At 65.2% G+C, this 25794-nt stretch carries 27 protein-coding genes, 1 tRNA gene and 1 pseudogene; 18 read left to right on the forward strand and 11 right to left on the reverse strand.

Annotated elements, in window-relative coordinates; genetic code table 11:
- Positions 1–213: 213 nt before the first annotated feature.
- Together AB0B25_RS23530 and AB0B25_RS23535 are read left to right on the forward strand one after the other, a co-directional pair.
- Entirely contained in the window at positions 214–540 is a 327-nt protein-coding gene (locus AB0B25_RS23530; protein ID WP_357183215.1) for a transposase, read from the forward strand.
- A 13-nt stretch (positions 541–553) separates the two neighbouring features.
- Positions 554–691: pseudogene (locus tag AB0B25_RS23535) on the forward strand (IS5/IS1182 family transposase); the annotation flags it as partial.
- A gap of 23 nt (positions 692–714) precedes the next feature.
- Here the strand turns inward: AB0B25_RS23535 and AB0B25_RS23540 are convergent.
- A complete protein-coding gene (locus tag AB0B25_RS23540) occupies positions 715–1194 on the reverse strand; it encodes an FAD-dependent oxidoreductase (RefSeq protein WP_357183218.1) in 480 nt (159 codons plus the stop codon).
- A gap of 341 nt (positions 1195–1535) precedes the next feature.
- On the opposite strand from AB0B25_RS23540, the gene AB0B25_RS23545 reads away from it, so the two are divergent.
- Positions 1536–2462, forward strand: coding sequence for a nitrilase-related carbon-nitrogen hydrolase (locus tag AB0B25_RS23545; protein ID WP_357183221.1), 927 nt, complete (start codon positions 1536–1538; stop codon positions 2460–2462).
- Positions 2463–2933: 471 nt separating this feature from the next.
- On the opposite strand, the gene AB0B25_RS23550 is transcribed toward AB0B25_RS23545, so the two are convergent.
- Positions 2934–3509 (reverse strand): hypothetical protein, encoded by a 576-nt coding sequence (locus AB0B25_RS23550; protein WP_357183224.1) that lies wholly within the window; start codon positions 3507–3509, stop codon positions 2934–2936.
- A gap of 214 nt (positions 3510–3723) precedes the next feature.
- On the opposite strand from AB0B25_RS23550, the gene AB0B25_RS23555 reads away from it, so the two are divergent.
- Entirely contained in the window at positions 3724–4113 is a 390-nt protein-coding gene (locus tag AB0B25_RS23555; protein ID WP_357183227.1) for a tyrosine-type recombinase/integrase, read from the forward strand.
- Between the two features lie 43 nt (positions 4114–4156).
- On the opposite strand, the gene AB0B25_RS23560 is transcribed toward AB0B25_RS23555, so the two are convergent.
- Positions 4157–4230, reverse strand: a tRNA-Pro gene (locus tag AB0B25_RS23560).
- 421 nt (positions 4231–4651) lie between these two features.
- Here AB0B25_RS23560 and AB0B25_RS23565 point away from each other — a divergent pair.
- A complete protein-coding gene (locus AB0B25_RS23565) occupies positions 4652–4978 on the forward strand; it encodes a GYD domain-containing protein (RefSeq protein WP_357183230.1) in 327 nt (108 codons plus the stop codon).
- Positions 4979–5077: 99 nt separating this feature from the next.
- Here AB0B25_RS23565 and AB0B25_RS23570 read toward each other — a convergent pair whose 3' ends face one another.
- From AB0B25_RS23570 to kdgD, 3 genes are read right to left on the reverse strand one after another with little or no spacing between them, the layout of a single operon-like run.
- Positions 5078–6343, reverse strand: a complete 1266-nt coding sequence (locus tag AB0B25_RS23570) for a mandelate racemase/muconate lactonizing enzyme family protein (RefSeq protein WP_357183233.1) — start codon at positions 6341–6343, stop codon at positions 5078–5080.
- 4 nt (positions 6344–6347) lie between these two features.
- The gene (locus AB0B25_RS23575; RefSeq protein ID WP_357183235.1) at positions 6348–7949 is read right to left on the reverse strand and encodes an aldehyde dehydrogenase (NADP(+)); all 1602 of its coding nucleotides are present in this window, start codon (positions 7947–7949) and stop codon (positions 6348–6350) included.
- A 1-nt stretch (position 7950) separates the two neighbouring features.
- Positions 7951–8865: a 5-dehydro-4-deoxyglucarate dehydratase gene (gene kdgD, locus AB0B25_RS23580; RefSeq protein WP_357183237.1), complete on the reverse strand. Its 915-nt coding sequence runs from the start codon at positions 8863–8865 to the stop codon at positions 7951–7953.
- Positions 8866–8992: 127 nt separating this feature from the next.
- Between kdgD and AB0B25_RS23585 the strand changes: the two genes are divergently transcribed.
- Positions 8993–9883 carry a LysR family transcriptional regulator gene (locus AB0B25_RS23585; protein WP_357183240.1) on the forward strand — a complete coding sequence of 297 codons (891 nt, stop codon included), beginning with the start codon at positions 8993–8995 and terminating at the stop codon, positions 9881–9883.
- 409 nt (positions 9884–10292) lie between these two features.
- Positions 10293–10550 (forward strand): hypothetical protein, encoded by a 258-nt coding sequence (locus AB0B25_RS23590; protein ID WP_357183243.1) that lies wholly within the window; start codon positions 10293–10295, stop codon positions 10548–10550.
- A gap of 219 nt (positions 10551–10769) precedes the next feature.
- Here the strand turns inward: AB0B25_RS23590 and AB0B25_RS23595 are convergent, their stop codons facing one another.
- Positions 10770–10964 (reverse strand): hypothetical protein, encoded by a 195-nt coding sequence (locus AB0B25_RS23595; protein ID WP_357074234.1) that lies wholly within the window; start codon positions 10962–10964, stop codon positions 10770–10772.
- Between the two features lie 271 nt (positions 10965–11235).
- Between AB0B25_RS23595 and AB0B25_RS23600 the strand changes: the two genes are divergently transcribed.
- A complete protein-coding gene (locus tag AB0B25_RS23600) occupies positions 11236–11892 on the forward strand; it encodes a hypothetical protein (protein ID WP_357183246.1) in 657 nt (218 codons plus the stop codon).
- A 3-nt stretch (positions 11893–11895) separates the two neighbouring features.
- Here the strand turns inward: AB0B25_RS23600 and AB0B25_RS23605 are convergent, their stop codons facing one another.
- Positions 11896–12762 carry a LysR family transcriptional regulator gene (locus AB0B25_RS23605; RefSeq protein WP_357183248.1) on the reverse strand — a complete coding sequence of 289 codons (867 nt, stop codon included), beginning with the start codon at positions 12760–12762 and terminating at the stop codon, positions 11896–11898.
- A 71-nt stretch (positions 12763–12833) separates the two neighbouring features.
- Between AB0B25_RS23605 and dapA the strand changes: the two genes are divergently transcribed.
- The gene (gene dapA, locus AB0B25_RS23610) at positions 12834–13769 is read left to right on the forward strand and encodes a 4-hydroxy-tetrahydrodipicolinate synthase (protein ID WP_357183249.1); all 936 of its coding nucleotides are present in this window, start codon (positions 12834–12836) and stop codon (positions 13767–13769) included.
- Positions 13766–15304, forward strand: coding sequence for a DHA2 family efflux MFS transporter permease subunit (locus tag AB0B25_RS23615; RefSeq protein WP_357183252.1), 1539 nt, complete (start codon positions 13766–13768; stop codon positions 15302–15304). Before dapA ends, AB0B25_RS23615 begins: the two co-directional genes overlap by 4 nt.
- 66 nt (positions 15305–15370) lie before the next feature.
- Here the strand turns inward: AB0B25_RS23615 and AB0B25_RS23620 are convergent, their stop codons facing one another.
- Together AB0B25_RS23620 and AB0B25_RS23625 are read right to left on the reverse strand one after the other, a co-directional pair.
- Positions 15371–16156: an alpha/beta fold hydrolase gene (locus AB0B25_RS23620; RefSeq protein WP_357183255.1), complete on the reverse strand. Its 786-nt coding sequence runs from the start codon at positions 16154–16156 to the stop codon at positions 15371–15373.
- A 22-nt stretch (positions 16157–16178) separates the two neighbouring features.
- The gene (locus AB0B25_RS23625; RefSeq protein ID WP_357183258.1) at positions 16179–16730 is read right to left on the reverse strand and encodes a helix-turn-helix domain-containing protein; all 552 of its coding nucleotides are present in this window, start codon (positions 16728–16730) and stop codon (positions 16179–16181) included.
- Positions 16731–16816: 86 nt separating this feature from the next.
- Between AB0B25_RS23625 and AB0B25_RS23630 the strand changes: the two genes are divergently transcribed.
- Entirely contained in the window at positions 16817–17533 is a 717-nt protein-coding gene (locus AB0B25_RS23630) for an SDR family NAD(P)-dependent oxidoreductase (RefSeq protein ID WP_357183261.1), read from the forward strand.
- A gap of 255 nt (positions 17534–17788) precedes the next feature.
- On the opposite strand, the gene AB0B25_RS23635 is transcribed toward AB0B25_RS23630, so the two are convergent.
- Positions 17789–18220, reverse strand: a complete 432-nt coding sequence (locus tag AB0B25_RS23635) for an SRPBCC family protein (RefSeq protein ID WP_357183264.1) — start codon at positions 18218–18220, stop codon at positions 17789–17791.
- A 687-nt stretch (positions 18221–18907) separates the two neighbouring features.
- Between AB0B25_RS23635 and AB0B25_RS23640 the strand changes: the two genes are divergently transcribed.
- The 7 genes from AB0B25_RS23640 to AB0B25_RS23670 all read left to right on the forward strand — a co-directional run bounded on the left by AB0B25_RS23640 (position 18908) and on the right by AB0B25_RS23670 (position 25589).
- The gene (locus AB0B25_RS23640) at positions 18908–20302 is read left to right on the forward strand and encodes a sensor histidine kinase (RefSeq protein WP_357183267.1); all 1395 of its coding nucleotides are present in this window, start codon (positions 18908–18910) and stop codon (positions 20300–20302) included.
- A complete protein-coding gene (locus AB0B25_RS23645; RefSeq protein WP_357183270.1) occupies positions 20302–20727 on the forward strand; it encodes a roadblock/LC7 domain-containing protein in 426 nt (141 codons plus the stop codon). The genes AB0B25_RS23640 and AB0B25_RS23645 overlap by 1 nt, the downstream gene beginning before the upstream one ends.
- A complete protein-coding gene (locus AB0B25_RS23650; RefSeq protein WP_357183273.1) occupies positions 20724–21068 on the forward strand; it encodes a DUF742 domain-containing protein in 345 nt (114 codons plus the stop codon). Before AB0B25_RS23645 ends, AB0B25_RS23650 begins: the two co-directional genes overlap by 4 nt.
- Positions 21043–21648: an ATP/GTP-binding protein gene (locus AB0B25_RS23655; protein ID WP_357183276.1), complete on the forward strand. Its 606-nt coding sequence runs from the start codon at positions 21043–21045 to the stop codon at positions 21646–21648. Before AB0B25_RS23650 ends, AB0B25_RS23655 begins: the two co-directional genes overlap by 26 nt.
- Positions 21645–22919, forward strand: coding sequence for a cytochrome P450 (locus AB0B25_RS23660; RefSeq protein WP_357183279.1), 1275 nt, complete (start codon positions 21645–21647; stop codon positions 22917–22919). The genes AB0B25_RS23655 and AB0B25_RS23660 overlap by 4 nt, the downstream gene beginning before the upstream one ends.
- 9 nt (positions 22920–22928) lie before the next feature.
- Entirely contained in the window at positions 22929–24158 is a 1230-nt protein-coding gene (locus tag AB0B25_RS23665) for a cytochrome P450 (RefSeq protein ID WP_357183281.1), read from the forward strand.
- 180 nt (positions 24159–24338) lie between these two features.
- Positions 24339–25589, forward strand: a complete 1251-nt coding sequence (locus AB0B25_RS23670; protein ID WP_357183284.1) for a cytochrome P450 — start codon at positions 24339–24341, stop codon at positions 25587–25589.
- Positions 25590–25794: the final 205 nt, after the last annotated feature.

The following is a 25794-nucleotide window of genomic DNA, read 5'->3' on the forward strand; positions in this document are numbered from 1 at the left end:
GAAATCCCTCGCCGACTACCTCGCCAAAATCAACCCGACAACACCCCCAAACTAATCAACAACTTACTTGCCTGATTTCAGGCGCGACACACTAGGTTGCGTCTCCCAATCGACCGAACAGGGTGTTCGGAATGCGTCGGTGGTGCATCATGTCCGCTGTGTCGAGGTTGGTGGTTGATCGGTATCAGGTGTTGACGGATAAAGCAGTGGGAGTTGCTGGAGCTGCTGTTGCCGAAATCCGAAGGGCGGGTAGGTCGTAATTTCGCCAACAGCCGGCTGGTGGTGGAGGGGATGCTGTATCGGTTGCGGACGAGTTCGCCGTGGCGGGACCTGCCGTGGGAGTTCGGGCCGTGGCAGACGGTATGGAAGCGGCATCGGCGCTATGCCGCGGACGGCACATGGGATCGGGTGCTGACCGCGCTGCTGGCGTTGGCCGACACCACTGGTGATCTGGATTGGGTGGCCTCGATCGACTCCACGATCGTGCGGGTGCACCAGCATGGCGCGGGCGACAGGCACGACTCGGTGTCGGGGTTATGAACCTGCTGATCACGCGATAGGGCGTTCACGCGGTGGTTCGACGACCAAGGTCCATCTGGTCGCCGATGGTCATGGCCGTGGCCTGGCGGTGCTGCTCACACCCGGCCAGGCCTGCGATGCACCGATGCTCGCGCCGTTATTGGAGGCGGTCGTGGTGCCCCGCCTCGACGGCGATCACCACGCCTCCGCTACAGTCGCATCCGCTGCCAGGTTGGTGGCGCCGTCCTCGCAGGTTCCGCCAAGGACACTGTCCTCGCTGCGCAGCACGATATAGGTTGGGCTGGCAGGGTTTCCGAAGTCGATGACAACTTCATCGAGGCCCACCAGAGAGGTCCTGACCACTTGTCCCCGCACAGGCTTCGTCAAACTATCGGCCATAAGGTCCACCGCGCCGAGCCCGGAACAGTTGACCACGAGGGAGTGCCCGGGGAAGGTCTCGCTGATGTCGTCAACATGGCGCTGCACGATCTTGCCGCCCATCGTGAGGAAACGCGAGCGGACATACTTCAGGTAGATGGGCATCTCCGCCACGGGCGCCGGGAACACATAACCATCGACATAGGGACCGTATCGCTCCGGGGCTGCGAGCCGGCGGAACGACGGCAGCAATTCGGCCCACCAAGGGTCTTCGGTGGGTCCGCCAATCAGCTTCACAACATTACGGATCATTACCCAGACTCAGGTTCCTCAGCCAATTCCATTAGCGTGGAATATGTTTGGGACGCCCGGCCGCCGACGAGGTGTTTCGGTTCCACCAGGGACATCGCAGATCGGATACTTGACTGACGTTGCGCGAGAGAGCATCTAAACGACCGGCCCGCCACCGTGACCGAACACCCAATACGAGCGCCTACGGACAGCTATTGCCCCTATTCCGGCGTATTCGGGTCACACCTCAGGTTGTTCGGCTTCGGCCAGAACTGGAAGCCGAACTGGGTAGCAGCCCGAGCGCGATGTTTCGCACAGGCAGTTCGTGGCCCGTAGAGTGCACCCCCATGCGGCCTATTCATACCCTGACCGCCTCCGTTGCCCAGGCTGGCGCACGCCTGTTCGACACACCCGCCAACCTCGCGAAGGCGCAAGAGCTGATCCTTGAGGCTGCCTCCGGTAGTGCCGAGCTGGTCGTCCTGCCGGAGGCGTTTCTCGGCGGCTATCCCAAAGGCATGGACTTCGGTGTCACGGTCGGCAGCCGCACCACCGAGGGCCGGGAGTTGTTCCGCCGTTACTTCGACTCGGCGATCGACATCTCTGGCCCCGAAGTGCAACATCTGTCCGACCTCACACGCGAGTTGGGCGTGTACACGGTGGTCGGCGCCATCGAGCGCGCTGGCGGCACGCTGTACTGCACTGCCCTGTACTGCGGACCTCAGGGCTACCTCGGCAAGCACCGCAAGCTGATGCCCACCGCAGCCGAGCGTTCGATCTGGGGCTGCGGCGACGGCTCTACCATGCCAGTAGTGCAGGTGGGGCCGGCGACCGTGGGCGCCGCGATCTGCTGGGAGAACTACATGCCGCTTTTCCGTACCGCGATGTACGGCAAAGGCGTCGACGTCTGGTGCGCGCCCACCGTGGACGATCGCGACAACTGGCAGGCCACCATGCGGCACATCGCCCTGGAGGGCCGCTGCTTTGTGCTCAGCGCCAACCAGTACCTGCTTCGTTCCGACCTGCCCGTCGACGTACACCCAGTCCAAGGCGACGCACCGAACACCCTACTCATCGGAGGCGGCAGTACGATCATCTCCCCGCTCGGCGAGGTCCTTGCCGGCCCATTGCGTGACAGCGAGGGCATTCTCACCGCCACGCTGGACTTGGCCGACCTTGCCCGCTCGCGCTTCGACTTCGACCCCACCGGCCACTACGCCCGCCCCGATGTCTTCACCTTGCAAGTCGACGAAACGCCGCGCACCGGCCGTCCATGACACCTGTATCTGCCCTCGTGATGGAGGTGTGGCACTGGTGACTACGCGTAATCATCTCTCGCGTAAACCTTCGCCTGATGCCTCGACGGTGGTCAGATGTTGTCACCGTGCTGACGCCAGCTAGATTCCATGTCGTAGATGTTGGTCCGGTGGACCTGGGCGCGAGAAGGTCCCCAGGCATGGTTTCCATGCCCGCGAACTCGCTGATCACATCGAGAGCTTCGTCTCTGGACATCGCACCCGGCCGCGACTCTGTCATAGACCTCTTCGTAGAGTTCCCGGCCGTGGTGGAGGTGTTTGATGCAAGGCTTGCCCGAGGATGCCGAGCGGATGCTCGAAGACTGTGTGACCGCCTGTGTCTCCGATCCGGATGCCGCAGCGACGTGGCGGCATACCACCGAGATCGATATCGGCCTGCCCGCTCGCGCAGCAAGGCGCGGTTGGCGGCCGAGGAGTACGCCTTGTCGGCGATCACCACGCCGCCGCTACAGTCGCATCCGCTGCCAGGTTGGTGGCACCGTCCTCGCAGGTTCCGCCAGGGACACAGTCCTCGCTGCGCGGCACGATACAGTTGCGCAACAACATCCGACGGAACTTGTCTTGGTTGAGCCGCACCGCCACCGCCCTCACGCGGTGCCCGCCGAAGGGAGTAGCAGCCCACGCGCCCCTGTGCTCCGGCACCCGAGCATGAATACGGTCGAGAAGCCTGGCGAGCTCGCCGAGATCGCAAAGCCGGATCGCGCTCTGCCGATCGCGTGTTTGCACCGCTGCCTCAAGGTCATCGGCCGTTAGCGCACCGTCGATCAACTGCCAGTGCGCTCCATAGCTGGCGGTGTAGAGGGTTACCGGCTCCTGGCGGTCTTCCGGAACGTCGAACTCGCTTCGACACTTGCCGCACAAGTACGTCGGCTGCTTGTTGACACGCCGATCGATGCCGGTCCGCCCGCAGTTAGGGCACACCCGCCGCAGTTTTTGCCCTGGGCGAGAGTCGATGTGGTCGATCAGCGATACCCCGTGCACGACCTCTCGACCGTAGACCACGATCACGTCACCGACAGCCACCTTCAAATGGTTGCCGACACCGCTGTCGTACACGTACACCGAGCCGAGAACATCGGCGTACCCCATCATTGCTTTGCCAGCCGCGGTCCTCGCCAACCGACTTGAAGGCCCTGCAACGGATGCCCCTTATCAACTCGCCAGCCAACGGGTTTGCCGGCGTTCGGCCCGGGTTCGCCGGATCAGTGCCGCTCGCACCCGCGTGAAGTCTGACCCTGCTCTGCGGGATGCGAGTGACGACGACCAGCGAGATGCGTTCATAAGCGCCCGGTTGTTCGTCGGGCCGCGAGGCGGTCGGATCGCGACCGGTGTTCTGCGGAAGGCAACGCATTGGGATGAGGTGGTCGCGCAGCTGGGCTACGAGCATCTACGGCGGCACGATCTGCGGCATACGGGGCTCACCTGGCTCGCCGACGCGGGGGTGCCACTGCACCGGTTGCAACGAATCGCCGGCCATACCGATCCCCGGATCACCCAGCGATACCTACACCCCGATATCGAGACCCTCCGCGACGACGGTCAAAAGCTGTCTCAGCACCTGCAGAGTGGCGATGGTCCCAAATCGGTCCCAACTCTCCAGATCGCTCGATAACAGAAAACCCCTTCCGGACCAGGTCGGAAGGGGTTTTTCGCTGTCGGGCTGACAGGATTTGAACCTGCGACCACTTGACCCCCAGTCAAGTGCGCTACCAAACTGCGCCACAGCCCGTCCGCGTCCGCCTTGCGGGCGCTCGAAGAGATTACCGCACGACCCGGTGAGGGGGCTAATCGACTGGTCAGAGCGGGGTTGGCGGGTCGCGGTCGGCATTGTTACGCCGGCTGTGGCAGCGCTGCTAACCCGCACCAGGTCGATCTGGCGGCTATCTCCGGGGATGCTGGCCGATTCTCCGCACCTTGCGGTATTCGGGCTCGTGTCGACCAATCGCAGGATCGGTTGCTACCCAATGCGGTCGACGCATTCGCGGATGGTTTGTGGGCAGCGCCTGGGTTACAACGCAGCATCATTTGCTGCAAAATTGCCATGGTGGCGATGTTGATCGCCCGTGAGTCCGTAATCTCAGGTCTCGCCGGTCGCGCCGCACGGCCGGGACCGGACTCGGTACCACCGACAGCTGCGAGCAGGAGGCGCGATGCCGAAGTATCTCTGGCGGGTCAGCTATTCCCCTGAGGGGGCACGCGGACTGCTCGAACAGGGCGGTAGCGCCCGTAGGGCAGCCATCACCGAGATGGTCGAAAGTGTGGGCGGCTATGTGGACGCCTGTTATTTCGCTTTAGGTGCGGACGATCTGTTCGTGATCGGCGACGCGCCGGACGAGATGGCCGCCGCGGCACTGGCTGTCCGCACGGCCGCGTCCGGAGCTGCGGTCTCGCACACCGTTGCTCTGCTCACTCCGGAACAGATCGACGAGGCCACCGCACGCAATATCACGTATCGGCCACCGAGCGCTGCGCGGTAGTCATAACGCACCGAGCGCCACGCGGTAGCCGCCTATCCGCTGCTCCGATTACTCCGGTGGGACGGAGTGATCGGAGCAGTGAGGGCGCGAAACCGATCTCTAACTGTGGAATTCGGCAGTAGCCACGGTCCAGGCGCGAGCTTGGTCGCTGAGGGTGAACCCGAGTCCTGGACGGTTGGACAGGTGCATGCGGCCGTCGCGGATCTCGAGGTGCTCGTTGAACAGCGGGTCGAGCCAGTCGAAGTGCTCGACCCACGCGTCCAGGGGGTAGGCGGCGGCCAGATGCAGGTGGATTTCCATGGCGAAGTGCGGCGCGAGCTGGAGGTGGTTGTGTTCGGCCAGCGCGCCGAGTTTCAGGAATTGCGTGAAGCCGCCGATGCGGGGTGCGTCGGGCTGGATGATGTCGACCGAACCTGCTTCGATGAGGCGGACGTGTTCGCCTACGCTCGCGAGCATTTCGCCGGTCGCGATCGAGGTGTCGAGGTTGCGGGCGAGTTGAGCATGTCCTTCGGCGTCGTAGGCGTCGAGGGGTTCTTCGATCCAGACGAGGTTGAATTCCTCGAAGATCCGGCCCATGCGTTGTGCGGTGGGCCGATCCCATTGCTGGTTGGCGTCGATCATCAGTGGTACGTCGTCGTCGAGGTGTTCGCGGACCGCGGTCACGCGGGCGACATCGAGCTTCCAGTCGGGCTGACCGACTTTGAGCTTGATGCCGCCGATTCCCTCGGCGAGCGAGCGGGTCGCGTTATCGATGACCTGCTCGATGGGGGTGTGCAGGAATCCACCGGAGGTGTTGTAGGTCTTGACCGAATCACGATGTGACCCGAGCAATTTCGCCATCGGCAGGCCGGCCCGTTTGGCTTTGAGGTCCCACAGGGCGATATCGATGGCGGCGATGGCTTGGGTGGCGACACCGCTGCGGCCGACAGAGGCGCCTGCCCACTGCAGCTTGGTCCAGATCTTGGCGATATCGCTGGGATCCTCGCCGATCAGGGCGGGCGCGACCTCCTCGGCGTGGGCGAACTGCGCCGGGCCGCCCGCGCGCTTGGAGTAGCTGAATCCGATACCTTCATGGCCGCCGTCGGTGCGGACCTCGGCGAAGAGGAAGACCACCTCGGTCATCGGTCGCTGGCGGCCGGTCAGTACTTTCGCATCACTGATCGGGTTCGAGAGCGGGAGCACGATCGAGGACAGTTTTACCTGAGCGATCCGGTCGAGAGTTGCCGCGCCCGGGGTGAACGCTGTCCGCGCGGCGTCGGGAGCCGACAGCGCGCTGGCCGGCTTCGTCGAGATGGCCGAGGTGGGCAGGATGTGCTCCTGGTGGTGTGGCGTCGTTGCCGGGAGGTGGCGCGAGTCGGTGGCCATGGGGTTAGTCGGTGCTGCGCAGCGTGCCGTCGATCCGGCGCGGAATTCCGAGCGGGTTGTCGGTGCGTAGTTCGGTGGGCAGCAGTTCTTCGGGGACGTTCTGATAGGCGACCGGCCGCAGGAAGCGTTCGATGGCGCGACTTCCCACCGAAGTGGTCGCGGGCGCTGATGTCGCGGGGAACGGGCCGCCATGGATCATGGCATGGCCGACTTCGACACCGGTGGGCCAACCGTTGAACAGCACTCGGCCCGCGAGCAATTCGAGGTGGTCGAGCAGTGGTCGCGCCATCTCGTAGTCGGAGGGAGCCGCGTGCACGGTCGCTGTCAGCTGACCTTCCAAGGCCTCGACGATTCGCGTGAGCAAGCCGGCGTCACCGATCCGCACGATCACCGAAGCGGGTCCGAATATTTCGTCCTGCAGGTGATCGGCGAGGAACTGTTCGGCGGTGGTCACGAAAAGCTGCGCGATAGCTGGGCAGGCGAGGCGACTGTCTTCGGTTCCGCGGGCGGCAACTGCGACGTGCGTGTTGTCGGTGACGCGGCTGACGCCCTGGGCGAACGCCGCGGCGAGAGCGGGCGAGAGCATCGGAGCGGCCACGGTGGCCGAAACGGCGTCGGTGGCGGACTGGACGAAGTCGTCGGCTCCGGGCCCGTCGACAAGAAACAGCAGTCCTGGACTGGTACACAACTGACCGACGCCGACGTTCATCGACGCGATGTAGGCCGCGCCGAGTTCGCTGCCCCGCTCAGCGAGCGCTCCTGGCAACACGAAGACCGGGTTGACGCTCGACATCTCCGCGTAAACCGGAATCGGCACCGGCCGGGCCGCCGCGGCCGATATCAACGCCAGCCCACCCTGTCGAGAGCCGGTGAAGCCGATGGCGCGGATCCGGGGATCGGTGGCAAGCGCGCTGCCGACTTCGTGTCCGGGCCCGTGGATCAGCCCGAATGTTCCTTCGGGCAGTCCATGGGTGCGAACTGCGTTGCGCACTGCGCGCCCGACCAACTCGGAGGTTCCTGGGTGGGCGGGATGCGCTTTGACGATCACAGGCGCTCCGGCCGCCAGGGCAGCGGCCGTGTCGCCGCCCGCTACAGAGAATGCCAGCGGGAAATTGCTTGCCGCGAATACCGCCACCGGTCCCACCGGCACCTCACGTTGGCGCAGGTCGGGCTTCGGCAGGGGGGCGCGGTCGGGATCGGCGGCGTCCAGGCGCGCGTGCGTCCAACTACCCTCGCGGACCACATCGGCGAACATGCGCAACTGTCCTGTCGTGCGGGCGGTTTCGCCCAGAATGCGGGCGGTGGGGATGCCGGTCTCGGCATGGACTCGTTCGGTCAACGTCGATCCGAGCGCCTCGATCTCGTCGGCGATGGACTCGAGGAACGCCGCCCGCTGTGCGAACGTGGTCTGCCGGAAGGTGGCGAATGCTTCCCAGGCGAGTGTCGTGACACGGTCGATGTCAGACGCGGACGCCTGGTGGTAGACAGGTTCGAGGGCAGCCCCGCTCGCCGGATCGGTCGCGCGGAATGCGGTGCCGGTGGCCGCGACGTCGTCGTTGCCGATGAGGTTGACACCGGTGAGTGTGACTGTAGGTGCGGTGGTCATCTCAGCTCACTTTCTTGACCAGGTCGGCCAGCTCGGCGAGTTCGACATCGTCGAGATCGGTCAGGGGGGTTCGGACCGGACCGGCGTCGCGGCCGATGACTTTCATGCCGCCCTTGATGATGCTGACCGCGTAGCCCTCTTTGCGGTTGCGCAGGTTGCAGTACGGGATCACGAACTCGTTGAGCGCGTTGATCACGAAGGCGCTGTCGCCGCGCCGGAGCGCGGAGTAGAAGTCGAGCGCGAATTGGGGAACGAAGTTGAAGATCGCCGAAGAATAGGTGGTGACACCCAAAGCGAGGTACGTAAGGGCGAACATTTCCGCGGTGGGGAGGCCGCCGATGTAGGTCAGGCGATCGCCGATGGCGGCGTAGATTCGCGTCATCTGTTCGACGTTGCCGACGCCGTCCTTGAAGCCGACCAGGTTCGGGCAGCTGTCCACGAGTTCGGCGATGGCCGTTTCGGTGTACACCGCATTCGCGCGGCTGTAGATGGTGACACCGAGATCGGTGGCCGCGCAGACCGCCTTCACATGGGCGACGAGGCCTCCTTGGCTCGCCTCGGTCAGATAAGGCGGAAACAGCAGAATCCCTTGTGCGCCGACGCGTTGAGCGGACTTCGCCATCTGAACGGCCGTCGCGGTGCCGTAACCGGCCGGCGCGATCACCGGCACCTCGGCGGGCGCCTCTTGGACCGCGGCCGCCACGACGCGTTCTACTTCGCTCGCGTCGAGCGAGAAGAATTCGCCGGTGCCGCCCGCGGCGAACAGTCCAGCGGCGCCGAATTGGCCGAGCCACCCGATGTTGTCGCGGTAGGCCACCTCGTCGAAGGAATGGTCCGGCCGCAGGTGAGTGACGGGAAATGACAGCAGACCAGAGCCGAGGTGGTGGGCGATGTCCTGGGGGGAGGCGGTCGTCATGGCGATTCGGGTCTCCTTGGTCGAGGTCAACCGCACAGTCCGTTATGCGCTGTAGCCCCAGGCTAGGACTGGCTATTATTCAAGTCCAACACTTCATCTGGATCAATTGATGCTTGAAAGGTATTGGATGTTTTCGTTGGCGCAGCTCACCCAGTTCGTCGCGGTCGCCGAAGAACTGCACTTCGGACGGGCGGCCGAGCGTCTCAACATGACCCAACCACCGCTGAGCAGGCAGATCCAGCTGTTGGAAAAGGACCTCGCGGTACTGCTGTTCGACCGGTCGAGTCGCGCGGTGAAGCTCACTCCGGCGGGCAAGGCTTTTCTCGCCGACGCCCGGCGGCTGTTGCAACAGTCCGAGCGTGCGGCCTTGTCGGTACGCAAGGCTTCCGCCGGTCGATCGGGTGTGCTGCGCGTCGGGTTCACCGGCGGCAGCGTGCACTCGGGGCTGGCGGCGGTACTTGCCGCGGCGCGGTCGACGATCCCGGACGTCGAACTCGAGCTTCGCGAGATGGTCACCAGGACTCAGGTCGAGGCCCTGACCGACGGTTCCCTCGATATCGGCATGGTCCGGCCCCCGTTCGCCAGGCCGGACCTCGCTTCGCGCGCTTTCATTCGAGAACCGCTGATCGCGGCATTGCCGGATAATCATCCGTTGGCGCACCTGGGGCACCCGATCGAGATCGCCGACCTGCACGGGGTCGATTTCCTGATGTACAACCCGATCGAGTCGCGCTACTTCTTCGAACTGTTGTCCTCGGTGTTCCACGATGCCTCGGTTGCGCCGGTGGTGGTCCAGCACCTCAGTCAGATTCACAGCATTCTGGGCTTGGTGCACCTCGGGTGGGGCATCGCCGTCGTGCCGGAATCCGCAAGCAAGATGCGCTATGAGAACGTCGTGTATCGCCCGCTGGCGTTGACGCGCCCCGCGCAGGTCGAACTCGATCTGGTGTGGCGCATCAACGACGAGAACCCCGTCCTGGCCAGACTGCTGCCTGCGCTGGAGCATGCTCTGCCATAACCAAGGGGCCTCGGTTCATCAATTCCCATTAGGTATCGTATGATCCGAAATCGGGCTTGGGCTCGCATATGTCGTCGTACGTACAGTCACTTTTACCCGCCGATGTGACTTGAAGCACTTCGTGATGCGGCGCCACAAATGCTCCGAGGAGACCAGTCCCCATGACTACCGCCCCGACGGTCGCCGAGTCGACCATCGTCTCGACAAGGAAGACGGGCAAGGTGCGATACACGATCCTGTTGCGCCGCGGCCTGTCGCAGACCGCCGCCCGCAAGATCCCGATCATCGCCGGGCTACTGCTGGCCAGTTCGATCATTCTGTGCAATTACGTCGAGGCTTCCTGGATGGTTGTCGCGCTGATGTCGCTGTCGTTCTTCGCAAGGGATTCGGCGCTCTCGGGTGGGCCGTCATGTCCGATGCCTCGCCCAAAGAAATCTCTGGACTCGGCGGCGGCGTCTTCAACACCTTCGGCGCGGTCGCGGCGATCACCACGCCGATCATCATCGGCTACCTCGTCGACTCCACCGGTTCCTACGACTGGGCGCTCGTCTTCGTCGGCGGCTGCGCTCTTGCGGCGGTGGTCTCCTACGTGTTCGTCGTCGGGCCGATCAAGCGCCTCCATCTGGCGGACATGGAAGCAGAAGCCGGTCTCCCGCAGCCGAAGTAGCATCTCGTCGCCGAACCTGAACCAACCCCGGCGCTCGCGTGGCGAGCGTCGGGGTTTCGCATGGTTCCACTGGCCCGCCGACTCGCCCCAGGTATCCGGCTGTGCGATCGCGGTCGGATGGTACTGGGCATATCCGAGTTCGACCCGGGGCGCGCACGGGCGCGTACGAGGTAAGCGGTGCTGGGGTCCGGATCGGTGCTGGGTCCGGATCAGTGAATGCTATTGATCCATTGCCAGGCCTGGCTCGAGTCGATAGTCCCGTTCGAGTTCCTGTAACAGGATCGCGCGGCGATGTCCGCCACCGCGAGGCTCGATCTCCGCGTAGGCCACCGGGCTGCGGCGGATCACCTTGACTTGTACCGCCACTTGGTTGTCGTCGAGACGGATGAGCTTCGCACCGCGCGTAATCCTCATGATGTGGAACCTCTCCTGTGTAGGGGGTGGTACCCGGCGCTATTACCCGGTCCCCTGTGGGTCAAACGGGCGCTTGAACAGGTAATACGGCAGGCGAATACCCGGGCTGGTCGCGGTCTCGCGTGGACTGGGGCTGTCCGACAGCGGGCCCCGGCCAGGGTGCCGGTCCGGAGTCGATGACGGCGTGGAGGCCGGTTACCTGAAGCCACGGCGCGCCACCGCGGGGGTGAGCTACTCTGCGAAGTGGAACGTGTTATAGAAGGTGGCCGTGATGAAGTCGATCTTCGCGCTGTGGGGCGCCGGCGATCTCGTGACGGCTGATCTTGCACGGCGGCTGATCGGGGCCGATGCGGTGCAGGTCAATATTTCCGACGCGGATGTGGCGAACGCGATGCTGCGAATCACGACGTTCGATGCGCCGGTGCAGGCGGTCGTCGGCATCTGGTGGACACAGCAGCTGGCTCCGGCGATAGCGGCGGAGGTGCTCAGCTCGGTCGCCGAGCAGGTGGTGGGCTGGCACGTCGAGGAGTTGACGCCGATCGTCCCGCCGGTCGCCGTCCCGCTGGAGCGGTCGCCGGGGCTGGCCAACCTCGCGTTCCTGCGCAAACCGGGTGATCTGTCGCACGCCGAGTGGCTGGACCGTTGGCGCGTCCACCACACCCCGATCGCCATCGAGACCCAGGCGACGTTCGGCTATGTGCAGAATCTTGTGACCGGACCGGCCACACCCGACGCGCCCGTGATCGCGGGCATCGTGGAAGAGTTGTTCCCGATCGAAGCGCTCACCGATCCGCACGCCTTCTACGGCAGTGGCGGTGACGACGCGGACCTCGCGCGCCGGATCGGCAAGTTGATGACAAGCGTCGCCACTTTCGGCGGCGATCGAAATCTGGATCTGGTGCCTACCAGTCGATATCGGCTGCGCTGACGATCAGCGCCCCGCCGCCCGCAACAGTGCGTGCCGGGCGGCTCGGACCGCGGGATGGTTCCCGGTGCCGCGCCGATAGGCCAGGCGGGTCCGGCGTCGAGTCGGCAGTGGGTTGAGGATGACTCCGGACGGGCATTCGAGCGCACCGAGTTCCGGGACGAGAGCGACCCCTTGTTCGGCGGCAACGAGCGCGAGCACGGTACCGAAGTCGTCGGCGTGATGACGAATGCGCGGCGTGAATCCGGCCGCCTCGCATGCTCGTAGCGTCATCGTGTGACATAGCGTGCCGGGAGTGCTTGCAATCCAACGGCTTTCGCGATGTGACGAAAGCGGGGCCGCGAACTGCGCGGCGAGGAAGACGGTTTCCTCCGCCAGCGGCTCGGTTTCCAGGCCGGGGTCGGTGGAGATCGGGACGTAGTCGTAGTCCTGCACCAGGGCGACATCCAGCCGCTCAGCGCGCAGCGCGTCGGGCGCCAGCGCCGGATCCAGTTCGGTCACCCGCAGTTCCAGGTGTGGATATGCGCTGCTCAGCGCGACGAGTGCGGGAGAGAGGATGGTCCGGACGGCCGTGGGGAACGCGCCGATGCGCAGTGTCCCGGTCAACTCGGTCCGAATCGCGGCCAGGTCGGCGGTGGCCTGCTCGAGCACTGCGAGGATGGTCTCGGTGCGCTCCACGAGCGCGAGCGCCGCCGGTGTCAGCGTGACCCGGCGTCCGGTCCGTTCCAGCAACGGCACGCCTGCCTCGCGCTCCAGGGCGGCCAGTTGTTGCGACACCGCCGACGGCGTGTAGACGAGAGCCTGCGCCACCGCCGCGATGGTCTCGTGATGAGCCAGTTCACGTAGTAAGCGCAGTTTGCGTACATCGAGCATAAGGTCACCTTATGTTCCGCGGTAGAAATGTGAACTCGACCTGAATCTTCAGCCCGGAGAGGCTGGTCGGTATGACGCTCGCAGGTCTGTTCGTTCCGCTGGTCACACCCTTCGCCGTCGGCGGCGCGCTGGCCGCCGAAGCCCTGGAGCGGCTCGCCAACGAGGTCCTCGACGAGGGCGCCACCGGAATCGTCGCGCTGGGCACCACCGGGGAACCCGCGACGCCGACCGCCGCGGAGCGTGCGCTGATCCTCGATATCTGCGCGCGGGTCTGCCGGGAACGCGATGTCCCGTTGATCGTCGGCGCGGGATCGAACTCCACCGCGGGTTCGGTCGAAGCTCTCGCGGGGCTGGATGCGTACAGTACCGCCGCGCTCGCCGTGGTCCCGTACTACACGCGTCCGACCGAGGCCGGGGTGCTCGAGCACTTCCGCCACCTTGCGGCGTCCAGCCCGGTGCCGCTGATCGTCTACAACATCCCGTACCGAACCGGTCGGACGCTCGGCCCCGACACCTTGCTCGCGTTGGCCGACCTGCCGAACGTGATCGGCGTCAAACATGCCGTCGGCGCCATCGACGACGCCACCATCGCGCTGATGAGCGCGCGCCGCGCCGACTTCGCGGTGCTGGCCGGCGACGACCAGTACATGTCGCCGCTGCTCGCTCTTGGTGCGTCCGGCGCGATCGCCGCGTCCGCGGCGGTGCACACCGCATCATTCGCCGCCCTCGTCCGTGCCTGGCGCGATGGTCCGATCGACCCCGCGCGTCTGCTCGGTCACCGGCTCGCGGCACTGTCGGCCACGTTGTTCGCCGAACCCAATCCGGTGGTCATCAAGGCGGTCCTCGCGGCGCAGGGGCGCATTCCCAGTCCTGCGGTCCGGCTGCCTCTGCTGCCCGCGAGCGACGCCGTGACCGAGGCTGCCTTGGCCGCGTTCGACGACTTCGCGACACGCGGAACCGTAAAGCCCTGGTGCGAAGACCGCGGAAGTGCAACGCTGAAGCGGTGACACAACCTCCGGATACTCACGCGGCTGGACTCGACCCGTCGGCCGACAAGCTGGATGCGGCCGTTTTCAAGGTCGCTGGCGTGGTCGTGCTCGGCGCGATCATGTCGATCCTCGACATCACCGTCGTCAGCGTCGCGATCCCCACCTTCCAGCGGGAGTTCGATACCAGCTATGCGGTCGCGGCGTGGACCATGACCGGGTACACACTCGCGCTGGCGAGCGTGATCCCGCTGACCGGATGGGCCGCGGACCGCTTCGGCACCAAACGGCTGTACATCATGGCGCTGACCTTCTTCGTGCTCGGCTCGGTACTGTGCAGCACGGCCTGGAACATCGAGTCGCTGATCGCGTTTCGGGTGATCCAGGGCATCGGTGGCGGCATGCTGATGCCACTCGGAATGACGATCATGACGCATGCGGCAGGTCCCCAGCGGGTCGGCCGGGTGATGGCGGTGCTCGGCGTGCCGATGCTGCTCGGCCCGATCGGCGGTCCGATCCTGGGCGGCTGGTTGATCGAGAACTTCAGCTGGCACTGGATCTTCCTGATCAACCTGCCCATCGGGGTGCTCGCGCTGGTGCTCGCCGTCATCGTGTTCCCCGGCGACAAACCGGAGCCGTCGGAGTCGTTCGATTTCCTCGGCATGCTGCTTGCCTCACCCGGTCTCGCGCTATTCCTGTTCGGCGTCTCGTCCATCCCTGGGGAGGGGACGGTCATGGCGGCGAAGGTGCTGATTCCCGTGATCATCGGGGTGGCCCTGATGATCACGTTCGTGTTCCACGCGCTGCGCACCGAGCACCCGTTGATCGATCTGCACCTGTTCCGCAACCGCTCATTGACCTTCTCGGTGCTCACCATGGTGCTGTTCGCGATCGCCTTCTTCGGGGCCGGTCTGCTACTGCCGACCTACCTGCAACAGGTCCGTGGTGAATCGGCGCTGCAGGCCGGTCTCCTGATCGCGCCGCAGGGTCTCGGCGCGATGCTCACCATGCCGATCGCCGGACGTCTGGTCGACAAGATCGGTCCCGGCAAGATCGTGATCGTCGGTATCGCACTGATCTCGCTGGGTACGGCCTACTTCGTCCAACTCGACGCGGACAGCTCGTATGTCACCATGATCGCGGCCCTGTTCGTGATGGGGCTCGGCATGGGCTGCACGATGATGCCGATCATGACCGCGGCGATCCAGACCCTGACCCATCAGCAGGTCGCGCGTGGTTCGACACTGATGAATATCGTCAACCAGACCGCGGGTTCGATCGGCACCGCGACGATGTCGGTCGTGCTGACCAACCTGTTGAACAACGAGCCGCTCGCCCGTCCGGCGATCGCCGCGAACTTCGACCCCACACTGGCGAGCAAGCTCCCGCCGGGCGTGGTGGAAACGGGTCTGCAGCGGGCCGCGGAGGCCTTCAGCCACACCTACGTGGTGGCGTTGGTGCTGATCGTCCTCACCGTGATCCCGGCGTTCTTCCTGCCCCGGACCAAGCAGAAGAATCCGGAGGTCGCGGACGTGGCATCGGTGATGCACGTGTAGTCCATTGCGTCCCGAGATCGGCTGTCTCCATGGTGATCTCGGGACGTCGCCGTGCGGGTGTGTCGGCTACGGACGCACCCCGTCGAGGAATTCCCGGACGAGCGGACTCGCGACAGTGCGGAATTCGTCGAAGTAGGCGTGCCGGGCGCCGGGAATCAGCTGTACGCGAGCCCCGGCGATGCGCTCGGCCAGCAGGTCGGCGTTCGCGGCGGGGTTGAAGCGATCGTCGCTGCCGTGCAGCACGAGGGTGGGAATGTGGATGTCCGCCAGCGCATCCCACGCGTCGTGTTTGTTGCTGGCGTACAGATGCCTGCGCTTCGCGTAGGCAGGCATCGTGGGGTCGCCGAGCGTGTTGTATGGGCCGGATGTGCTCGCCAGCCATGCCGGGGTGTACATCAATTCCAGCAGTGCCTGTCTCGCGGCCGCCTTGTTTGGTTGGGCCAGCGACTTCCTGATTGCGGGACCGCGCTCGACGCTGTTCCGGCCGCCGGGGGAGGTGCAGCCGAGCACCAAGGTGTGCACCCGATCCGGGTGTCGGGCCGCCAGCCACTGCGCTACCCGACCGCCCATCGACGTTCCATAGACGGCAGCCCGCTGGATGCCGAGGTCATCGAGCACCGCGACGACGTCGTCGGCGAATCCCGCTGTGCTGTAGACTTCGTCGGGTTTGTCGCTGTCTCCGGTACCGCGCCAGTCGAGCGTGATCGTGCGGTGCGCGGCCTGGAAGTCCGTGCGGACGTCGTCCCACCAGTGGTGGTTGTTGGCCTGTCCGGCGAGCAGAACCAGCGGATCGCCTGCGCCCGCGATCTGATAGGCGAGGCGAACGCCGTCGGCGGCTTCGGCGTAGGGCATGGGTGCACAATCCTTCGCGCGGTCAGTGGGCTCGGAGGCCGTCGAGTACGAGACCCAGGCATCGGCGCCATGCGATGGTCCCGGTGGCTTCGCCGAGCAGCGACAGCGCCCACAGCAGGTGGACGACGTCCTCGTCGCTCGCGTCGGAACGTATCGCCCCCGCTTCTCGTGCGCGGTCGAGAACCGATGACAGCTGCGACATCCCCTGGTGGCACGCCGCCACCAGCTGGGCTGCCGCGGGATGGTCACCGGTGAATGCGTCGAGCAATCCACGATCGGTGGTCAACCGGTCGAGCAGGTCCCCGGCGAATCCGGTGAACGCTGTCCACGCGTCCGGCTCGGCCGCCGCTCGCGCCGCCACCTCGTCCAATGCCGCGACCCGCGGTGGGATCAGCGCGTCGATCAGTGCGTCGCGGGTCGGAAAGTGGTTGTACAGCGTCCCGATGCTGACCCCCGAGCGGCGCGCGATCTCCTCCAGTGAGCCGTCGAGGCCCTGCTCGGTGAACACGCGGGCCGCTTCGTGCAGCAGTTTCTCGCGATTGCGGGCCGCGTCCCGGCGTAGCGGCTTGGTCATGCGGACAGTCTACAAAATCTGAGGGGCTCCTCGATTTCGTGCTACGGTCAAAAGTCGAGGGACCCCTCAAATTCTAGGGAGACGGTATGTCGAACAGCAGAACAGCCCTGATCATCGGCGTCGGCCCCGGTCTCGGGATGTCGATGGCCCGGCGCTTCGGCCGTGAAGGTCTACGCATCGCGGTCGTCTCGCGTAGTGCTGCCAGGCACGGCGCGTACCTGGCGGATCTCGCGACGCGCGGCATCGAGGCCACCGCCCATGTCGCCGATGTCACGGACCGGACAACGCTGAGTTCGGTGCTCGACGAGATCCGGCGCGACAGTGAAGTCGCGGTGGCCTACTACGGCCCCGGTCTGGCTCGCGTGCCGGTTCCGATCACCGAAATCGACATAGCCGCGGCGCAATCCGCGTTCGACGGGATCTGGCCGGCGGTCGAGATGGTGCGCGCCGTGCTGCCCGACATGCTGGATCGCGGCGATGGTGCACTGCTTTTTGCCGGCGGCTTGTCCAGCATCCGACCGATGCCGATGGTCGGGCACCTCGCCCTCGCGGCCGCCGCGCTCCGCAATTACGCCCTCACGCTCAACGCGGCACTGGTCGAGCGCCACGTCTACGCCGGCACCCTCACCATCGGCGGCCTGGTCGAACGCGGCGACATCCACGCCATGGTCACCGCCGACCCGGCCCGCTTCGGCGGCCCGGTGGGTCACACCCTCGACCCCGACCGCTTGGCGGACGCCGCTTGGGATATGTATCGCGCCCGCGACCGCGCTGAAGAAGTCTTCGATGCGTTCGGCGGCTGACCGCCGGGGCGGGGCGAGCGTGACACGGGTTCCGGATGTGGCGCCTCGCTGCGTCATTATGGCGCGGCCGCTGGATCGATCACGAGCGAAACGTCGGGTGTGGTGGCGGAGTGCGACCGTTTACGCGATGGTGCGATCGACCGCCGAGCATGCTGGAGACGGACGTCCCGGTGCGTAGCGGTTGGACGTGGTATCTCGTCGATCGACCCGACGAGTCGAGTCTCGACTCACCACAGGGGATCTCAACGCAGGAGTTCAGGCGTAGAGCGCGACGAAGCGGTCGAGGGAGCGTTCGATGTCGCCTCTGATCGCGCGGGCGACGCCGGAACCGATCGGGCCGAACAGCGGCTTGCCGCCGAGTTCGATGTCGATAGTGACTTCCGAACCCGAGCTCTTCGGGGCGACGAGTAGTTGCAGACCCAGTATGGTCCCGCCTTTGCCCGCGCCGGTCAGTCGCAGCCGGCGGGGCGGTTCGGCCGCCTGAACGGTCCAGGTCACTCGGTTGCGTAGGCCCTTCACCGAGGCGATGCCGACCAGTTGGGTGCCGACGGTCAGCTCGGCGGGAACGGTCCCGCGCCAGGCTTCGTGCATGGTCAGCCATTTGTCGAGTTGGGCGAGGTCGGAGGTGTGTGACCAGGCGTCCTCGGGGGAAATCGGGACGTCGACGGAGACCCTCAGCTTTGCCATGGGCGCATGGTATCCGGTACCGGCGGTTCGCCGATGTCAGGCGGTCGGTGGGATCGCGGTCAGCTCGGCGCGGCGGGGGCGTTCGCGTCTGTTGTCCATGGGGCGCGACGGTGCCGATACACAGTCGGTGTCGTCGCGCGGGACCGGCCGAGTAGTCGAATCCCGGTACTGCCGACACGGTGATTGATACATCAGTGAATACCCATTCTCGCCGGCATATTCCCAGCGTAAGGACATTGTCGTGTGTCGGTGGCGGCGACATCAATTGTCAGCGGGCCGCTGCGCCGCGCCCGGACTCGATGTGAACGGTCGCGCGGGTACACAGCAGCCCAACATTATTACGCACCAATCGCCTGCGCGGCAGTGCCTTTCGTCCCAGCTTCGGGAAACTGAAAAGTGTCGGTACATCTCGAGAGACTTCGATGGAATGCTGCTAATGTGCGGTGGTCGGGTTCTGGTGACCGTGCGGACATATCCCGTGCGGTCGGCGATTCATCATGTAATCGCCTGTCCTGCGGGCACAGTGAGGTAGTAGACACCGGTGAGTCTCGGTGTCGTCGCGGGGCTCCGGATCTCCGACGCGGACCCAACCGACCGGTCCGTCAATGGTCGGCAGGCGAGGGAAGGCGAGCGAAGCAGGATGGCTGAGGGCCGATTCCCCGAGACCAGTCAACGACGAAAGAACTGATGAATCAAGATATCGCCGTGGTGCTTTCATGGATCCTCGCCGCCGCTCTGGTGATTGCCGTAGCGGGGGCGTTGTATGCAGTGCAATATGCCAAGGCTCAGCAGGCCAAGGTCCAGGCTCTGACCAGAGAACAGCGCGCGACAGAAGACACGCTGGAACGGTTCGCCGCCACCACGCTTCCCGCGGTGGCCGAATCGATCCGTCGGTTCGAGTCGCAGGTTCCTCCGGTCGAGGTGCAGGCGGGCATGGAGAATTCGCGGCTCGCGCAGTGCCTGCGGTGGATCTCCGAGCGGTACGCCGACGATCTGAGCCTGATGCGTTCGGAGACCAGGGAGCAGACCAACAACGAAGTGCAGCAGGCGGTCAAGGCCGCCGAGGAAGTCGCGCGTGCCGAGGTGTCCGCGGCGTCGCGTCAGGCGACCAGCGCCGCGGTCCGCTCGTTCGGCACCTCCGTCGTCAGCCTCGGCGCCGACGTCGGCCAGGTGGTGAGCGCCGCGCTGCGCCAGCACCGGGACGACGAGGTCTACGCGACGCTCACCCGAATCGACCACACCATCCAGCAGATGATCCGCCAGGCACAGTCGTTCGTCATTGTGTGTGGTGGTCTTCCTGGTCGGCGCTGGCCGCAGCAGTCGCTCACCGACGTGGTCGGCGGCGCTACCGGTCGTGTCCGCGACTACCTACGCGTGCGCTCCGGCCAACTGGACCGGGTGGTCATCAGCCGGGCCGTGGAACCGCTCGTACACACGCTGGCCACCTTGCTCGACAACGCGCTACGTTATTCCCCGCCGATGTCTTTCGTGGATGTCAGCTTCCAGGAGGGCCACCACGGCGTCACGGTCATCATCGATGACGCGGGCGTGCGGATGAACGCCGAGCAGATGGAAGAGGCCCGGCAGGTGCTCGCGAACGAGCGCCCGGTCGACATCCACCAGCTCGGGCCCGCACCCAAGGTTGGTTTCCCCGGTATCGCCGCGCTGGCCCGCCGTTACGGCTTCACCGTATACATCGACGGCCCCAACGTATACGGCGGCATGCGCGCGATGGTGTACGTCCCCGAACCCCTGCTGGTTGCCCCGCAGAATATCGAACAGTCCGCCGAAATCACCGAACTCGCGCAGCCCGAGCCGGAATCGGTGCCTGTGCCGGTACCGGTACTAGCCGGAGTGAACGAGCGGCCGAGGGAGGATGAGGGATCCACCGTGCACGAGATAACCAGCGGCGGCTTACCCAAGCGCCGGCGCCGAGCGGTGACATCGGTGCCCGAACCGACGTCGGGAGGCCCGCGCACCGAAACCGGACTCGCCCGCCCTGACATCGCAGCCGCGTGGCAGAGCGGCTCCCAGAGCGGCCGTGCCGCCGCACCCGATCACACCGAAGGGATGACATCCTGATGAGTACACCGGTGACCGACAGCAGCAATAAACTCGGTTGGCTACTGGAGGATCTCAGCATTCCCGGCGTCCGGTTCTCCGTTCTGCTGTCGGAGGACGGTCTGCGGATCGCCCACTCCAACGGCGTTTCCAAAGACGACGCCGAGCGGTTCGCCGCAGCGGCCTCGGGGCTGCGGTCGCTCGGCAAGGCACTCGGTGAGTTCTGCGGCGGCGCCGACAACGGTGTGCGGCAGAACATGACCGAGTACGACCAGGGGATGATCCTCATCACTGCGGCGGGCGAGGGTGCCTTACTGGGTGTCTCGACCACGACCGATATCGATGTCGGTCTCGTCGCGCACCGGATGAACGAGCTTGCCTCGCGGGTCGGGCGCGAGCTCGGCAGCCAGCCCCGCAGGAGGCCCGACGGTAGCGAAACACCATGACGAGGTCCCGGCGTGATCCCGATCTGGTGCGCGCCTACGTGCGCACCAGTGGACGTTCGCGTCCCACTCGTGAACTGGACCTGGTCACCTTGGCCGTCGCCGCCAAGGATCCGGCGCCCGGTGCGAGCCCCGACGCGCGCCGGGTCCTGACGCTGTGCCGGAGTGCCCTGTCGATCGCCGAGATCGCTGCCTATCTCGACCTACCGCCGTCCGTCGTGAAGATCGTCGTGGCCGACCTCCTCGACAGCGACCATATGGTCATCCCAACCCCGGAGGAAACCCTGCCGGAGATCGCCCTGCTGGAGGAGGTACTCAATGGGCTCCGTGCTCTCGCGGTCTGAAGACGCTATCGACTACGTGCCCGACACGGTGATCCGGTCGGTGAAGCTGCTTGTTGCAGGCAACTTCGGTGTCGGAAAGACCACTTTCGTCAACAGCGTCTCGGAGATCAGGCCGCTGCGCACCGAGGAGACCATCACCGAGGCCAGCGTCGGCATCGACGATATGGCGGGTCTGCCCGGCAAATCGCAGACGACCGTCGCCATGGACTTCGGCCGCATCACGCTGAGCCCGCAACTGGCGCTCTACCTGTTCGGCACGCCGGGGCAGAAGCGCTTCGTGCCGTTGTGGGAGGAGTTGGCGCGCGGCGCGCTCGGTGCATTGGTGCTGGTCGATACCCGTCGTATCGAGAAGTCCGACGAGGTCCTCTCGGTGCTGGAACAACGCGGCGTGCCGTATTCCGTTGCTGTCAACCAGTTCGAGGGCGCCAAGCGTTACTCACTGGACGAAGTCCGCGACGCGCTCGACCTGGAACCGGGCACGCCACTGACGTCGCTCGACGCCCGTGACCGTGGGACGTGTCTGCGCTCATTGATCACCCTCGTCGAATTCCTGTTCCAGCGTCTGGAGTCCCGCCTTTGACCGCGTCACATTCGGAGAGCTTCGTGCCCGACGTCGCCACGCCCGGAACGTGTCCCGTCGCGCACGGCTCGCCGATCGACAACGCTGGCCCCCGAGTTCTGTTGAACACCCCGGAGTTCGCCGCCGACCCGCATCGTGCCTATCGTGAGATGCGTAGCGAGTACGGTTCGCTGGTTCCGATGGAGTTGGTGCCGGGAGTACCCGCAACGTTGGTGATCGGCTATAACACCGCACTACGGATCCTCAACGATCCCGAGCACTTCCCGGCCGATCCGCGGATATGGCAGCAGAGCATTCCCGACGACTCACCCATCAAGCCGATGATGGAGTGGTATCCGAATGCGCTGCGTAACACCGGCTTAGCGCATACGCGCTATCGACAGGCATACGCGGCGGGCATTGACGCCATCGATTTGCACGGGCTCCATGCCACGGTCGAGAAGATCGCCATTCCGCTGATCAACAGCTTCTGTGCGGACGGTTCGGCGGACTTGGTGAGCCAATACGCGCTTCCGCTCGCCTTCGAGATCATCAACCAATTGGTCGGCTGCTCGGCGGAGCTCGGTCAGCGGGTCGCGACCGGTATGGCCGCACTCTTCGACACGGTCAACGCCGCGTGGGGCATGCAGACGCTCAGCGAGGCGCTGATGGAACTGATCCAGCTCCGTCGTGCCCAGCCCGGTGACGATGTCACCTCACGGCTGGCGCATCACCCGGCCAATCTCGACGACACGGAGATGCTCTCCCAGCTGATCAGCTTCTACGGCGCGGGTATCGAGCCACAGCAGAATCTCATCACCAATACTCTGCTGCTGATGCTCACCGACAAGCGGTTCGGTGGCGATGTCCTCGGTGGGAGCCTGTCGACGCGCGACGCGCTGGATGAGGTGTTGTTCGATGACCCGCCGATGGCGAACTACTGCATGTCCTATCCGCGACAGCCGATCCTGATCGAGAACACCTGGCTGCCCGCTCATCAACCAGTCGTCATCAGTATGGCCGGCTGTAACAACGATCCGGCGATCCGTGGCGGCGACTACACCGGCAATCGCTCGCATCTGGCCTGGGGTGCCGGGCCGCACGCCTGCCCGGCCAGGTCGGTCGCGTACCTGGTGGTACAGGACGCCATCGACCAGTTGCTCGACGCACTCCCCGAGATGCAACTGGCCGTGCCGACGGAGGAGTTGGTCTGGCGATCGGGCCCGTTCAGCCGTGCCATGGCCGCGTTGCCGGTCGTCTTCCCCAAGTGCCCGCCGTTGAGCATGCCGTAAGGAGAGTCGATGCAGCATGAACCGATAGCTCTGGATACCACCGGTACCGACATCCAGGGTGAGTCGGCGCGGATCCGTGCACGGGGCCCGGCCAGCCTGGTGGAATTGCCCGGCGGTGTGCTCGCGTGGTCGGTGACCGACGCGACCGTGCTCAAAAGCCTGCTGGCCGGCCCGCAAGTGTCGAAGGACCCGCGGCAGCACTGGGCTGCCTTCATGAACGGTGAGATCACCGAGGACTGGCCACTGTATGCCTGGGTGACTGCGGACAATATGTTCACCGCGTACGGTGCCGGGCACCGCCGCCTGCGAAAATTGGTCGCGCCGGCCTTCACCCATCGTCGTACCACGGCACTGCGTCCTCGGATCGAGGCGATCACCGACAGGCTGTTGGACCACCTGTCGGTGATGCCGAGGGGCGAGTCGGTCGACCTCCGTGCGCGATTCGCCTATCCGGTCCCGATCCAGGTCATCAGTGAGCTGATGGGCGTGCCGCAACATCTGGGCCCCGCCATCCACACCTGTGTCGACGGGTTCTTCGACGGCACGTTCACGCCCGAACAAGCCCAAGCGAACTATCTCGAGATGTACCGGCTCATCAGTGAACTGGTCGCCTACCGGCGCGAAACTCCCGGCGACGATGTCGCCAGTGTGTTGATTGCCACCCAGGACGAGGACGGTTCGCAGCTGAGCGAGAAGGAACTCGTCGACACCCTGATGCTGGTCATCAATGCCGGGCACGAGACCACGGTCAACCTGCTCGATCAGGCGATCTTCACGCTGTTGACCCGTCCGCAACTGCGTGCCGAGGTCGTCGAGGGCCGGGTGCCGTGGTCGGATCTGGTGGAGGAAACACTGCGTTTCGAGCCGCCGGTCGCCCACCTGCCGTTGCGCTATGCCGTCGACGATCTCGAGATCGGCGGGATCCGGATCCGCAAGGGAGAGGCGATCCTGGCCTCCTATGTGGCGGCCAATCGCGACCCGAAGGTGCACGGCGCGACCGCCGACGAATTCGATGTCACCCGTCCGACCAAGGACCAGCACGTGGCCTTCGGTTATGGCGCCCACCACTGCCTGGGCGCCCCGTTGGCGCGGCTGGAGGCCGCCGTCGCTCTCCCGGCTGTCTTCCGGCGATTTCCGAACCTGCGGTTGGCCGTGGCTCCGTCGGAGCTCGAGCCCGTGGTCAGTTTCGTGTCGAACGGGCACCGGACGTTACCGGTCTACCTCGCCGGCGAGGAGTAGCCGCGGGTCGATTCGTTCAACGCGCCGAGTCGAGAAGTAGTGGCTCGGCGCCGCACCTCGCCATGATCAAGACCCTGCCCCGGCGGGCCGCCCCGCCCTGACAATGCTCTCCGACACAAGGGGACCCATGCCCGAGACCACTCGGAACGCCCGTCGTATTCCTGTTCTATACCTGGAGTCATGTCATTGACCACGCCACAGCACAGCACCCAGGCGCACGCCTGCCCCGTTCCGCACGCATCACCGGTCGAGACCGGTGTCACCCGAGTTGCGCTGTACACTGAGGAATTCGCCGCAGATCCGCATCGCGCCTACCGGGAGATGCGCCGCCGGTACGGTTCTCTGGTGCCGGTGGACCTGGCGCCGGACGTTCCCGCCACGCTGGTGATCGGCTACCACACCGCCGTGCAGATTCTCAACGATCCGGAGCATTTTCCGTCTGACCCGCGCAGCTGGCAGAAGAACGTGCCCAGTGACTGCCCGATCCTGCCGATGCTGGAATGGCGCCCGAACGCGTTGCGCAGTGCGGGACTCGAACACACGCGCTACCGGCAGGCCAACACGGTCGCCATCGATGAAATTGATCTGTTCTCGCTGCACAGTGCCGTCGAGCAGGTGGCCGTTCCGCTGATCAACTCGTTCTGTGAGCGTGGCACGGCCGACCTGATCAGCCAGTACGCCTTCCCGCTCACTTTCGCCGTGCTCAACTCCATGCTCGGCTGCCCTCCGGACATCGGGCAACAGGTCGCCAAGGCGTTGGCCGCGATGTTCGAGGGGGTGGACGCCGACAAGATCAACACGACGTTGACCAACGCGTTGTTCGACCTGCTCACCCGGAAGCGGGCCGAACCTGGCGACGACATCACCTCGCGGCTGCTGGCCCATCAGAACCAGCTCGACGACGCGGAGTTGATCAATCAACTGGTCACTTTGTATGGCGCGGGGATCGAGCCGCTGCAGAACCTGATCGTCAACACGCTGCTGCTGATGCTCACCGACGATCGGTTCGCCGGGGTAGGCCCTTCGACTCGGGATGCGCTCAATGAGCTGCTGTTCACCGATCCGCCGCTGGCGAACTTCAGCATCACTTACCCGAGGCAGCCGATTCTGATCGATGGTGTCTGGCTGCCCGCGCATCAGCCCGTAATCATCAGCATGGCGGGTTGCAACAACGACCCCGCGATCCACGACGGGGAGTACACCGACAACAACTCGCACCTGGCGTGGGGCGCCGGGCCGCATGCCTGCCCCGCAAAGTCCGTGGCGTACCTGGTCGCGCAGAATGCCATCGATCAGCTGCTCGATGCTCTCCCTGACCTTCGGCTCGCCTGTCCGGCGGATCAATTGTCGTGGCGGCCAGGGCCTTTCCATCGGGCGCTCGTCTCCATGCCGGTGGTTTTTCCCGAATCGCCACCGCTGAAGGTGTTTTAAGGAGACCCACGGTGAGTGACCGAGTCCCAGTGCTCCTTCGGGCATCGGGTTCGGTCCAGTCCTCCCATCGATCTCGAAGCGAAGCCCTTGGTTGAGTAATCCGTCTGCTACAGAGCGGATCTCACAACCAAGGGCTTCGACCATTTGCGGGTGCGGGTGTTGGTTCTTCCGAGGGCGCAGAGCTGTCGACCTTGTGTCGAAAGTT

The organism is Nocardia sp. NPDC049190 (assembly GCF_040648115.1).
In the GTDB taxonomy this organism is placed as follows: domain Bacteria; phylum Actinomycetota; class Actinomycetes; order Mycobacteriales; family Mycobacteriaceae; genus Nocardia.